The sequence below is a fragment of the Maribacter sp. HTCC2170 genome (assembly GCF_000153165.2).
In the GTDB taxonomy this organism is placed as follows: domain Bacteria; phylum Bacteroidota; class Bacteroidia; order Flavobacteriales; family Flavobacteriaceae; genus Maribacter_A.
The window spans coordinates 2,174,522-2,186,601 of record NC_014472.1; the positions used below are offsets into that span (position 1 = coordinate 2,174,522).

The 12,080-nt window shown below is 36.2% G+C and carries 11 protein-coding genes; 1 reads left to right on the plus strand and 10 read right to left on the minus strand.

Annotated elements, in window-relative coordinates:
* Positions 1 to 162 precede the first annotated feature (162 nt).
* The 6 genes from FB2170_RS09600 to msrB all read right to left on the minus strand — a co-directional run bounded on the left by FB2170_RS09600 (position 163) and on the right by msrB (position 5,386).
* Positions 163 to 1,614 (minus strand): sugar porter family MFS transporter, encoded by a 1,452-nt coding sequence (locus FB2170_RS09600; RefSeq protein WP_013306356.1) that lies wholly within the window; start codon positions 1,612 to 1,614, stop codon positions 163 to 165.
* A 294-nt stretch (positions 1,615 to 1,908) separates the two neighbouring features.
* Positions 1,909 to 3,474 (minus strand): protein adenylyltransferase SelO, encoded by a 1,566-nt coding sequence (locus FB2170_RS09605; protein WP_013306357.1) that lies wholly within the window; start codon positions 3,472 to 3,474, stop codon positions 1,909 to 1,911.
* A 38-nt stretch (positions 3,475 to 3,512) separates the two neighbouring features.
* Positions 3,513 to 3,779, minus strand: a complete 267-nt coding sequence (locus FB2170_RS09610; RefSeq protein ID WP_013306358.1) for a glutaredoxin domain-containing protein — start codon at positions 3,777 to 3,779, stop codon at positions 3,513 to 3,515.
* Positions 3,780 to 4,277 carry a peroxiredoxin family protein gene (locus FB2170_RS09615; RefSeq protein ID WP_013306359.1) on the minus strand — a complete coding sequence of 166 codons (498 nt, stop codon included), beginning with the start codon at positions 4,275 to 4,277 and terminating at the stop codon, positions 3,780 to 3,782.
* Between the two features lie 85 nt (positions 4,278 to 4,362).
* Complete coding sequence (gene msrA / locus FB2170_RS09620; protein ID WP_013306360.1) at positions 4,363 to 4,914, minus strand: peptide-methionine (S)-S-oxide reductase MsrA; 552 nt, start codon at positions 4,912 to 4,914, stop codon at positions 4,363 to 4,365.
* Between the two features lies 1 nt (position 4,915).
* Positions 4,916 to 5,386 (minus strand): peptide-methionine (R)-S-oxide reductase MsrB, encoded by a 471-nt coding sequence (gene msrB / locus FB2170_RS09625; protein ID WP_041633151.1) that lies wholly within the window; start codon positions 5,384 to 5,386, stop codon positions 4,916 to 4,918.
* Positions 5,387 to 5,549: 163 nt separating this feature from the next.
* On the opposite strand from msrB, the gene FB2170_RS09630 reads away from it, so the two are divergent.
* A complete protein-coding gene (locus FB2170_RS09630) occupies positions 5,550 to 6,362 on the plus strand; it encodes a DNA/RNA non-specific endonuclease (RefSeq protein ID WP_013306362.1) in 813 nt (270 codons plus the stop codon).
* Here FB2170_RS09630 and rodA read toward each other — a convergent pair.
* The 4 genes from rodA to FB2170_RS09655 form a co-directional block, all read right to left on the minus strand.
* A complete protein-coding gene (rodA, locus tag FB2170_RS09635; RefSeq protein ID WP_013306363.1) occupies positions 6,359 to 7,642 on the minus strand; it encodes a rod shape-determining protein RodA in 1,284 nt (427 codons plus the stop codon). The two genes, FB2170_RS09630 and rodA, sit on opposite strands and share 4 nt — an antisense overlap.
* Positions 7,632 to 9,500: a peptidoglycan D,D-transpeptidase FtsI family protein gene (locus FB2170_RS09640; protein WP_013306364.1), complete on the minus strand. Its 1,869-nt coding sequence runs from the start codon at positions 9,498 to 9,500 to the stop codon at positions 7,632 to 7,634. Before FB2170_RS09640 ends, rodA begins: the two co-directional genes overlap by 11 nt.
* A gap of 618 nt (positions 9,501 to 10,118) precedes the next feature.
* Positions 10,119 to 10,934 carry a rod shape-determining protein MreC gene (gene mreC / locus FB2170_RS09650; protein WP_013306366.1) on the minus strand — a complete coding sequence of 272 codons (816 nt, stop codon included), beginning with the start codon at positions 10,932 to 10,934 and terminating at the stop codon, positions 10,119 to 10,121.
* Positions 10,935 to 11,003: 69 nt separating this feature from the next.
* Complete coding sequence (locus tag FB2170_RS09655; protein WP_013306367.1) at positions 11,004 to 12,032, minus strand: rod shape-determining protein; 1,029 nt, start codon at positions 12,030 to 12,032, stop codon at positions 11,004 to 11,006.
* Positions 12,033 to 12,080 lie beyond the last annotated feature (48 nt).

A 12,080-nucleotide genomic window follows, 5' to 3' on the forward strand; every position in this document is an offset into this window, starting at 1 on the left:
TGACCTTAAGGTCAGGGTTCTTTGTTTTTAATATCCTAGGGTTTTGTTTTGAGCTTGCCCAATTCATTTCCCAAACGGATTAAATAAATGCCCGACTTTATTAAAGCCGGGCATTATACGGTTATTAGAAAAATAACCAGTATTATCATTTTCAGTGAACGCCTATTTTTTTTCGAATAGGGCTTCCATTTCTTCTAGAGTTTTACCTTTCGTTTCAGGGATATATTTGTAGACGAAAACGATAATAACCACAATGAAGGCTGAAAATATAAAATAGGGTAGGGCATTGTTCCATGTTCCTCCATCCATAATCAATCTATTTGCATCACTTTCAACGATCATTGGGAATGATTGGGAAACAAAATAGTTGGCCAACCATTGTCCGGCAACCGCAACTGCCATAGCGGCACTTCTAATTTTATTAGGAAATATCTCAGCCAATAAAACCCAAACAATTGGGCCCATTGACATGGCGAATGAGCCAATGAAAATCAAAACGCCTATTAAACTAATTATGCCCTCTGCTGAAGAAATAGTTGGCATTCCTGCAGAATTGATTTGTGAGTAATCACTGAAATATAGCGTGAAGCCCATCATCAAAAACCCTATCAACATTCCGAAACCACCGATAATCAATAAAGGTTTTCTACCTAATTTATCAACGGTGAACATTGCAATAAATGTAAATAGTAGGTTGACAGTAGCCAATAGAATTTGTTGCAATAGTACATCGTCCTGTCCAAACCCTAGGGCCTGTTCAAAGATGTCGGCACCATAATATAGAACCGCGTTGATTCCTGTAAATTGTTGTAATACTGAGAGAACTGTTCCAATAATTACAATAGGTAACATTGTTTTACTGAGAATTGAGGCTTTTACTTTGGTGCTTTCAGCTTTGATATTTTCTCTAATCTCCTTGATTTCCTTACTAGCTACTTCCTCACCGTGAATTCGTGTCAATATATTTTCAGCTTCTTCCTCTTTACCTTTTATCATTAGCCATCGCGGACTTTTTGGAACAAAGAACAACAAGATTAAAAATAATCCAGCTGGTACCAATTCGGACCAAAACATATTTCTCCATCCAAACGCGATATTTTCACTCTCACTTAATTCGGCACCAATAAAATACGTGACTAGAAAAACAACAAAAAAGCCAATAACAACTGCCAGCTGATAGAAAGTAACCAAAACACCTCTATTCTTGGCAGGGGCAATCTCTGCTATATACATTGGTGCGTTCATAGAAGCCATTCCTATAGCGATACCACCTATAAGCCTAAAAATCACCAACAATGTGGTCGATTCTGGCAGCATACTTGGTAAACCTGATCCCCAAGCGGAAATAAAGAAAAGTATGGCCGAGATAATCAATGAATTTTTTCTCCCAATGGACTTGCTGATAACCCCTGCCGATGCAGCACCCACCAATGCACCCAAAAGTGCACTACTGACGATAAAGCCTTTTATTGCTCCAGTCAATTCAAAATACTTTGAGAAATAAAACTGGGTTCCATTGATTACTCCAGTATCATATCCGAACAATAATCCACCTAGAGTAATAACAATAGTTATAAAATAGATGTTGATTTTCGTTGTCTTCATTTTACCCATAATTGTTTTGGTTTAAGGTTGGTATTCAAATTTTGGTTGAAATTTAGATAAAGCAAAAAAAAATCGACCTGTTTTAAACAAGGTCGTTTTAAAATCCTCAATTTTTATTTTGAACAAATGTCGTTCAGTTTAAATTTAAACCATCTCAAATATAGCTTTTTGTTCGGTATTTATCTGCGTTGATTCTCATAAAATATGAAGAATTTGATGACTAAATGAACTTTGGAAAATAATTGAGGATAATATGTTGCATAACTTGCTTTTATTTTTTAGTTCATTGGTTTGGCAAACTTATTAAGAACTACAAGAGAGCATTGAACAACCAACTTTGTGTCTGGCCCATTCAGGGCGTTTTGCAAACCACTTTTTATATTTAGGCTGCTCAGAATAGGGTTTTTTGAGCAAAGTATATATTTCCTCTATTAATGAATAATTTCCCTTATCAGCGTTATCAATGGCCATTTGAGCCATGTAATTGCGCAGTACATATTTGGGGTTTATGCTATCCATTTTTTCTTTGCGTTCAATTTGTGTGACTTCTACCCCTAACTTGAGGCGATTATCATATCTTAAGAACCAATCATCCCATTTTTTTCTAATTGATTCATTAACATCAGAAAGTTTATAAAATGCATCTGAAATAACTTTTATCCCTTCATCGGGTTTTCCAACTTCGTAATTGCCAAGATTCCTAAAGAATATGGTCATATCGGTTTCGGATAGCTGTAAGATGTCCTCTAATTCCTTTATTAGAATTGAATCATCATTCTTTGATTTAAAAAGGCCTAATTTAGAACGCATCATATTCTGGTAATCCTTAGTGAATGATGACCTATAATCTGTAAGTATAAGGTCTAAGGTTTCTGTTTCTTCAATTAAGGGATAAAGCGCATTGGCTAGTTGATATAAATTCCAAAGAACAATATCTGGTTGATTGTCAAACCTGTAACGTTTAAATTGACGATCGGTGGTGTTAGGGGTCCAATCTGGGTCATAACCTTCTAACCAGCCATATGGTCCATAATCAATTGTCAATCCCAGAATAGACATATTATCGGTATTCATGACGCCATGAACAAAACCAACACGTTGCCATTCAATAACCATTTTTAAACTGCTGTCTGCTACCTCTTTGAAAAACTGTAAATAAACTTCTTTTGATGGTTTGCCTAAATGAGTAAAGAAATGTTCAATCGTATAGTCAGTTAATTTTTTAAGTGTGGAAATCTCGTTTCTTGCTGCTAAAATCTCAAAATTACCAAACCGTATAAAGGATGGTGAAGTTCTACAAACAACCGCCCCTTTTTCATAGGCAGGATTACCATCATACATGACGTCACGTAGCACTTGGTCTCCTGTAAGGGCCAGTGAGAGTGCCCTTGTTGTGGGGACACCCAAATGAAACATGGCCTCACTACACAAATATTCACGAATTGATGATCGCAAAACGGCCAATCCATCCGCCGTACGGGAATAGGGTGTCTCACCTGCACCTTTTAATTGTAATGCCCAATGTTCGCTGTTGTGTTCAACCTCACATAAATTTATGGCCCGACCATCGCCTAACTGTCCAGCCCAATTTCCAAACTGGTGGCCACCATAGCACATTGCATATGGTTTGGTATTTGGTAAAACCTCATTTCCGGTAAAAACCTTCAAGAATGAATTGTTTTTCACGTCTTTTTCGGTGAGCCCAATCTTTTGCAACATATCATTTGAAACATGAAGCAATTTTGGATTTGATGTTCTTCGTGGAGTAACTAAAGAAAAACAAGCGCCTCTGACCTGCCTACGGCTATTTTCCAAAATTGGATCCGCTGGTAACTCAGTATTGAAAGTGTCTTTAATATTCAGTTTCATAAGCGAGTATGATCTAGGTTCTTAATATCGTGAATTAATTATGATCTATTAGGAATTAATTTGTTCAGCCATTTTTCAAGATCATTAACATTAGGGTTTCGCAATTTCTTTTTTCCAATTGTAATTGTTGGAAAATTAAGTTTGCCATTCTGATATAAACTACGTAATTCCTTGGCATAATTCTCGTTTATCTCAACATCCAAGAATTTGTAGGATAACTTAGTCCCATTCAAGAACATTTGATAATATTTCGTTTTATGACAGCCGGAAGCACCATATAATTTTATTTCGGGAACGTTCTTCATTTAGTGAATCGTTTTTAAAAATGCAATCGCCTTTTCAACATTCAGATGAAAATCATTGAATACAACATTGTTCCTTTGATCAATAAAAATGAACCAAGGTGTTCCTCCGGTTCTATAATGCCTCATTATTTTAGAAATGTTTCCCGAGCCTTCATCCCCTGGGTCATGGCCAAATGGTATTTCAATCTCATATTTTCGTTGAATTTCGGTTATTTTATCATATGTATTCTCGTCATGACCTTCAAAAACAGTTTGCACAGCAAGAAACGTTACATTTTTGTTGCTCTTTAATGCCTTCGACATTTCCTGTAATGCAGGGAACCCTCTACTGTGACAACCTGGGCACCAACTTTGAAAGCAATAAATGACTTTGAATTTTCCTTCGAAATCAGATAGTTTTATTGGGGAAGTGATTTTACCTTCTTCATCTATCCATTGGTTCACCCCGAATTCATGTGCTTTAAATCCGTCTATTCCATATTTTATGTCGTTTTTCATAATTATTTCTTAGTTAAAATTAGTGAATAACAATACTCAGGGAGAAATCAACTCCCTGAATATAAATTATTTATGTATTTGATGTTTATGCTGAAATTTCCTTCAGCTTATCCGCGTGCATTTTGCGAAGTTTTGCCAATTTTGGTGTTATTACCGCACTACAATATCCTTGAGAGGAGTTGTTTTTATAATAATCTTGATGATAATCTTCTGCTTCGTAAAAAACACCTAACGGACTTATTTCAGTAACAATAACATTTTCATAATAAGGGGCTATTTCCTTTGAAACTGCATTTGCAATCTCTTTCTGATTATCATTATGATAATAGATTACGGAACGGTATTGGGTTCCTGAATCACCTCCTTGGCGGTTCAAAGTTGTTGGATCGTGACTTGTCATAAAAATAATCAACAAATCTTCGTATGAAACAAAGCTTTGGTCAAATGTTATTTGAACCACTTCTGCATGACCGGTTAGTCCGGAGCATACCTCTTTATAAGTCGGCTTTCCGGGAGCTGTGCCTCCCGTGTATCCAGAGACAATCTTTTCTACACCTCTTATTTCGTTGAAAATAGCCTCAATACACCAAAAACATCCACCACCTAAGGTTGCCGTTTTTAAATTCTTATTACTCATTTTAAATCCTTTCTTTCTTGTCTGCCGCAGCAGGTTCTAATTTCATTGACTCTGAATTAATACAATAGCGTAAACCACTTGGTTCGGGGCCATCGGGAAAAACATGACCCAAATGTGCATCGCAGGTGTTGCACATGACCTCTACCCGAACCATGCCAAAAGCCGTATCTTTTTCATATTTAATTGCATTTTGTTTTACGGGTTGCGTAAAGCTTGGCCATCCAGTTCCAGATTCAAATTTAATCGTTGAATCAAAAAGAGGATTGTCGCAGCAAACACAATTGTATTTACCAGATTCATGAATGCTGCAAAGTGTACCTGAATGAGGAGCTTCAGTACCTTTGTTACGGGTAACCCTAAATTGTTCAGGGCTGAGAATTTCTTGCCATTCCTCATTTGTTTTCTCAACCCTTCTATCGGGTTTTGGATTGCCTTTTACAGCAAAATTGATAACCTCTTTCCATGTAAGCATGGTGTGTTTCCTTTCTTTTTTAAAAAATTTATTGAATTGCTTTTTAATCAAACTACTCTTTTCGTTCAGTAATTTGTGAAGTCCTTCCTTTAGTCTGAAAAACATCACAAACCTTACAAAACCAATTAGCAATACTACGACTAATTTAAACTAAATTTGGCCTATGAGCCAAACTAAGAAAAACAGAACTATATATACCGTTTTATTCTTGGCATGTATTGTAGGTTTTTGGTTGTTTGAGAATTTTTATACTCCAGCTACTTATTCCACTCAAGAAGATAATGGACTTGAGACAAATATTCCTTCCTATTTTCTTCCTGGTTCTTCGACAGGAAATATCGTAATCCATGACCATTTTTCGCTGTCTTACAATGAGCCATACGAGCAGGCTGAATGGGTTGCCTATATGTTAAAGAAAAGTCATTTGACTTACGATGACCGTAAACGTCCTTATTTTATTGAAGACCCAAAGGTGAAATCTAAATCCGCTGATTGGCGAAATTATAAGGGATCAGGATATGATCGAGGCCATTTATGCCCCGCTGGTGATCGTCGCTTCTCTGAATATGCTTATAATGAAACTTTCTATACAAGTAATATTAGTCCGCAAGATCGTGATTTTAATGCTGGAGTATGGAATAGATTGGAAATGCAAGTGCGACGATGGGCAAAAAAGTATGGCGATTTGTTTATTGTAACTGGAGGTGTTCTTGAAGATGGTCTAGAAGAGATAGGAGAGGAAGATGTTGATGTTCCGAAGTACTACTATAAAATTATTGCCAAAGGGGATAAAGACAATTTAAAAGTTCTTGGTTTTTTAATGCCTAATCGCGAAAGTTCTGAATCATTGCAAAACTTTATTGTTCCCATAAACAAGATTGAAAAGGTTACCGGTTTGGATTTTTTCCAAAATCTTTCTGATGACAAAGAATCTGAAATAGAGAGCGGATCCAGTATTTCTGGATGGAAATTTTAAATTCCCTCTTTCAGCCGGTTTGAATCTAGCTTTAAAAAAATGAAAAGTAGTATGGTGAAAAACAATAATCCTGACCCGCCATAGCTGAAAAATGGTAGCGGAATGCCAATGGTAGGCAAAATACCAATTACCATTCCAATATTGATGAAATAGTGGATTAATAGAATAGAAATAACGCCATAACCATACATTCTCGGAAAGGCAGTTTTTTGCCTCTCAGCCAAGTATACAAGTCTTAAGAACAGTAAACTAAAGAGTAATATTACAGAAGCAGTGCCGAGAAAACCCCACTCCTCACCAACCGTACTGAAAATATAATCTGTATGCTGCTCAGGAACAAAATCGCCTTTTGTCCTTGTTCCTTCTAAAAAGCCTTTTCCCCAAAATCCACCAGATTCTATAGCTTTTTCCGATTGATAGGTATTGTAACCAATCGATTTTCGTATTTCTTCCAACTTATTTGGGTCTTTTTCCAAACGTAACCAAAGGCTAAAACGATCACGATGCCTTTGTTCAAAAACATTGTTGAATACAAAGTTTACTGAAAGAGAAAAAAGAATTGTCAAAACAACGACGGAAACAAGGGGTACAAAGGGCACTTTGAATTTCTTTTTTTTGAGGAGGAAAAACAATACGATTATCAAACCCAATACTATTCCTATCCAGATTGTGCCAAACATTAACGTAGCCACAAAAACCAATATTGTGAGTAAACCTATAACTAAATAATACAGAGGTAAACCTTCCCTAAATATAACGAATACAAGTGCAAAGAATACCAAAGCACTTCCAGGGTCGGGTTGGGGTATTATTAAAATTGCGGGTAATAAGATTATGCCAATAGCATAAAGCTGGTCTTTTCGCCTTTTAATATCAGTTTGAATATCATTTAAATATTTTGCCAGGGCCAATGCTGTGGCCACTTTCGCAAACTCTGAAGGTTGTAAATTAAAAAAGCCAAGATTATACCATGAAGTTGCTCCTGCAATAGTTTTCCCGAATACAAATAAACCCAACAGAAGAACAATTGACGTCACGTACATTAAACTGGAAAATCGCTCATAGAAACTGGCCTCAAGAGCCATAATTACAATTATTGCAATAACACTTACTCCAAAAAAGAAGAGTTGTTTGCCATGCAGCGTTCCAAAATTAAAGATAGATGGGTCAGCATCAGTGAATGTACTTGAATATATATTTACCCATCCTATTGCCACTAAACCGAGGTAGATTAAAATGGTAAGCCAATCAATACGTTTTACGAGACTCTTACCAGACATATTCGTTTATCTTGAATTCCTCCCCACTATAGGGTTTGGCATATTCATGTTCCAAAGTTTTCTCTAGCATACGTTTCTCCAAGTCCTTTCGAGTAATTTCTCCTTTAATATATTTTTCGATCATCAAGGAAGCAATATGCCCCGCATATCTACCACCATAATAGCCGTTTTCAATATAAACGGCAATTGCGATTTTTGGGTTATTTACTGGAGCGAATGCAACAAAAACAGAATGATCGGTAAGTTGTGTTTTCACGCTGTCTATGATTGTAAAGTTTTCAACCGTACCTGTTTTTCCGGCAATCTCTATACCAGGGATTTTGATCCATTTCGCCGTTCCTTTTTCATAAACATTGGCCATTCCACGAATTATAGGTTCAAAATGTTTACGGTCTATTGTTGTTTGTTTTAATTCAGTGAATTCAGGAAAAGTAATTTCTTTTCCGTTAACTTTTTTAATAATATGGGGTGTAAAATAGTGACCTCGATTGGCAATGGCAGCTGTCATGTTCGCTAATTGAATTGGCGTTGCGGCAACCTCTCCTTGTCCAATAGAGTTTGAAATTATAAATGAAGATGTCCACCTATTATCACCATACCATCGGTCGTAATATTCTTTCGACGGAATTCTTCCACGTCTTCCTGTATGTAGATCAGAGCCTAGATAATCACCAAGTCCAAAACTACGCATGTGTTTTTCCCAAACATCCATACCTTCATCTGTAGTTTCAAATTTATCGTAGATGCTTCTGAATGTATGCGCAAAATAGGCATTACATGATTTGTAGATGCCACTATTCATGTCTCTAATACCTCCTCCACAATGACATCCTTTTTTTACTTTGCCCACATAAAAACCATTGTAACACCTTACTTTGGTATCTGTGGTCATAACGCCTTCTTGAAGAGCGATAAGGGCATTCAGTGTTTTAAAAGGAGATCCGGGGGAGGGTTCTGCTAAAAGAGAGCGGTCCCAGGTGGGCTTGGCTATAGAATCATAATAGAGCTTGGTATAATTTTTTGAACGCTTTCTCCCAACTAGTAATGATGGATCGTAAGTTGGACCTGAAATCATGGATAGTATCTCACCTGATGATGGTTCAATTGCAACTATTCCACCTCGCTTTCCATGCATTAATCGCTCACCATATTCTTGAAGTACTTTGTCTATTGTGATACTAATTTCCTTTCCTTGCTCCGGAAGGGTATCCATTACACCATCTTTGTAAGGTCCAATATCTCTATTGAATCTATCTTTTTGAATAAATTGAACTCCTTTTCTTCCTCTTAAAGTATCTTCATACGTTTGCTCAACACCGGTTCTACCTTTTAGTTCTCCCTGAACGTAATATGGGTTTTGAGCTAAATCGCGTTCATTTACCTCGCTAATATAGCCTAATACATTTGCCGCGCTTTTGGTATCATAATATCTAAGAGAGCGCTTTTGAATATAGAAGCCCGCAAAATGCCTCATTTTTTCTTGAAGTTTGGCATAATCCTCTTTTGATAATTGTGGCACCAATACCGATGGTAACCGCGGGGAATAAACTCTGGCTCTTTTCAGTTTTTGAATAAAACTCTTCTTATCCAAGCCAATAAGGCTGCAAAACTCCAAAGTATCTAATGGTTTAACTTCTCTAGGAATAACCATTACATCATAGGCAGGATCATTACCTACCAATAGTTTCCCATTGCGATCATAAATATATCCTCTTTCAGGGTAATTATGAATTCGTTTTATGGCAGGATCCTCTAAAAGCTGATCGGTAGAAAAACTGAATATTTGTAGATAAGACAACCTACCAATAAACGTTATTCCTATAATCAGAATAATAGATGATAAAAGAATCTTCTTCATCGAAGATGATATTAAATTTTAGGAACTACATCCCTTATGTTGAACAATTAGTTAAAGAACGGTTTTCGCTTATTCTTTCCAAATCTTCAAAATTAAACAAACGGTTGAATAAACATCTGTTATTCTTTGTTCACACTAAATAATGAGCCAAACAATAGGCATAAAATAAGTGAGGCAAGGCCAATTGACAATACTTTTTTAACAATTAATAATATATTGGCAATACTGAAAATTTCTAATGAAAAGTAAACCAAATGGTGTACTAATATTAATAACGCTAAAAATGTAAATTGTTGTGCCCTGGTGGTATTGCTTAACTTAAAACTTTGGATCTCATAGTTTATTCCGAACACAAACCTCATTATAGCCGGTCTTAAATACGCAATGGTAATCGTTGAAGCGGCATTTAGTGCCATGGTATCTGAAAAAAAGTCGATAGAGATACCCAATAAAAAACTTAATCCAATAAAAGCTGCCCTATTTTCTTTAATTGGATACCAGTATAAAAACAAAATATAGACCATGGGATTTATAAATCCGAAAAAATTAAGTCTATTGAAAACCAGTACCTGCACCAAAACAAGTAGAACAAAACGAATTATATTTATAAAATAACTACTATTCATTGCTGGTTTCCCCTTCCAATTCTAAAATTTCCTTTCGGTTTACGTTGTTGATAATGTAAATGTTTTTAATATTGGTCATATCGTTGAAAAGAGTAACATCTATTTGATAAAAGCTCTTTGAAACGTCTAGATCAAACTTCTTTATTGTTCCTATAGGAATGTTCTCTGGAAAAATACTGCTCATGGCTCCCGTGACAATAGTGTCACCTATGGTTAAGGGGACTAATCTAGGAATGTCTACCAACTGTACCACATTATAGGTTTGAGCATCCCAAATCAATGACCCAAAATGGGTCGTGTTTTTAATCTTGGCATTGATATTCGAATTTTCATTGAGAATACTCTGAACCGTTGCAAACTTATTCGAAGTATTCTCCACAATGCCTAGAACTCCTAAGGCGGTAATAACCCCCATATCTTGTTTAATACTGTCTTTTTCACCTCTGTTAATTGTAATATAGTTTCGATGATCTGCATAACTGTTCTTTATTACCTGGCCCGAAACAATAGTGTATTTTATATTCGAGGAGTCTATTCTTACAGGGGAAACTAACTCTTTGTTGAACAACTGATCTCTCAGCCTTTTATTTTCTTGAAGTAATTTTTCATTTTCTTCGTCCAAAGAAAAATAAGTAGTTATGCCATGGGAAAAGCCATAGATATTACCAGCTATCCAATTTGAAGAATTAAAAAATTTGGATTGATGATACGAATGTGATTGAATTGTAAATCCTAATGAAATAATCAACAGAAAGATATAAAGCAAAAAGTTTTTATATCGAATTATAAAGTTGATTATCTGCTGCATTCACTGTTCGTTTTGTGAAGCCGGCTATTGAATAACCGAACCTATTTGAAACATCTCTTATCGAGCCATTTATTTAATCAAAATGCTCTTATACCGTTCCAAGTTTTTCAAAGCAATCCCTGTACCTCTTACAACTGCCCTCAAAGGGTCTTCAGCAATATAGACGGGTAAATCGGTTTTTTGAGAAAGCCTTCTATCCAATCCTCTTAACATTGAGCCACCACCGGCAAGATAAATACCAGTATTATAAATATCAGCTGCTAATTCTGGAGGAGTCTGCGACAATGTTTCCATAACCGCATCTTCAACCCTTAAAATAGATTTATCTAATGCTTTGGCAATTTCTCTATAAGAGATCTGTACTTGTTTTGGTTTACCTGTTAGAAGATCACGACCCTGTACCGATTTTTCATCAGGTGGGGTCTGTAAGTCTTCGGTAGCAGAACCTATTTCAATTTTAATTGCCTCTGCCGTAGTTTCTCCCACATAAAGGTTATGCTGAGTTCGCATATAGTATATAATATCATTGGTGAAAACATCACCTGCAATTTTAACTGATTTATCACAAACGATACCACCTAATGCGATAACAGCAATTTCTGTTGTACCACCACCTATATCAACAATCATGTTTCCTTTGGGTTGCATGATATCAAGACCAATACCGATTGCTGCGGCCATTGGTTCGTGAATAAGGTATACCTCTTTTCCATTAACACGTTCTGCAGACTCTTTTACTGCACGCATTTCAACCTCAGTAATTCCTGAAGGAATACAAATGACCATTCGCAATGCAGGTGGAAACCATTTTTTCTTTAAGGCCGGAATGTTCTTAATGAACATATTGATCATCTTTTCAGAAGCATCAAAATCGGCAATAACCCCATCTTTCAATGGCCTAATGGTCTTTATGTTTTCATGTGTTTTACCTTGCATCATGTTGGCTTCTTTACCAACAGCGATAATTTTACCTGTGATGCGGTCTCTGGCAACAATAGATGGACTGTCAACGACTACTTTGTCAGCGTGAATGATGAGGGTGTTTGCCGTACCTAAGTCAATAGCAATTTCCTCGGTCAAGAAATCAAAAAATCCCATTTATAAGTATTTGGTTTCGGTTAAAAGGTGCATTTCATCGACAAAAGT

What these genes read in the sequence shown, in the direction of transcription:
- FB2170_RS09600 (WP_013306356.1), bottom strand. Translation starts at nt 1,614, where the DNA reads ATGGGTAAAATGAAGACAACGAAAATCAACATCTATTTTATAACTATT.
- FB2170_RS09605 (WP_013306357.1), bottom strand. Translation starts at nt 3,474, where the DNA reads ATGAAACTGAATATTAAAGACACTTTCAATACTGAGTTACCAGCGGAT.
- FB2170_RS09610 (WP_013306358.1), bottom strand. Translation starts at nt 3,779, where the DNA reads ATGAAGAACGTTCCCGAAATAAAATTATATGGTGCTTCCGGCTGTCAT.
- FB2170_RS09615 (WP_013306359.1), bottom strand. Translation starts at nt 4,277, where the DNA reads ATGAAAAACGACATAAAATATGGAATAGACGGATTTAAAGCACATGAA.
- msrA (WP_013306360.1), bottom strand. Translation starts at nt 4,914, where the DNA reads ATGAGTAATAAGAATTTAAAAACGGCAACCTTAGGTGGTGGATGTTTT.
- msrB (WP_041633151.1), bottom strand. Translation starts at nt 5,386, where the DNA reads ATGCTTACATGGAAAGAGGTTATCAATTTTGCTGTAAAAGGCAATCCA.
- FB2170_RS09630 (WP_013306362.1), top strand. Translation starts at nt 5,550, where the DNA reads ATGAGCCAAACTAAGAAAAACAGAACTATATATACCGTTTTATTCTTG.
- rodA (WP_013306363.1), bottom strand. Translation starts at nt 7,642, where the DNA reads ATGTCTGGTAAGAGTCTCGTAAAACGTATTGATTGGCTTACCATTTTA.
- FB2170_RS09640 (WP_013306364.1), bottom strand. Translation starts at nt 9,500, where the DNA reads ATGAAGAAGATTCTTTTATCATCTATTATTCTGATTATAGGAATAACG.
- mreC (WP_013306366.1), bottom strand. Translation starts at nt 10,934, where the DNA reads ATGCAGCAGATAATCAACTTTATAATTCGATATAAAAACTTTTTGCTT.
- FB2170_RS09655 (WP_013306367.1), bottom strand. Translation starts at nt 12,032, where the DNA reads ATGGGATTTTTTGATTTCTTGACCGAGGAAATTGCTATTGACTTAGGT.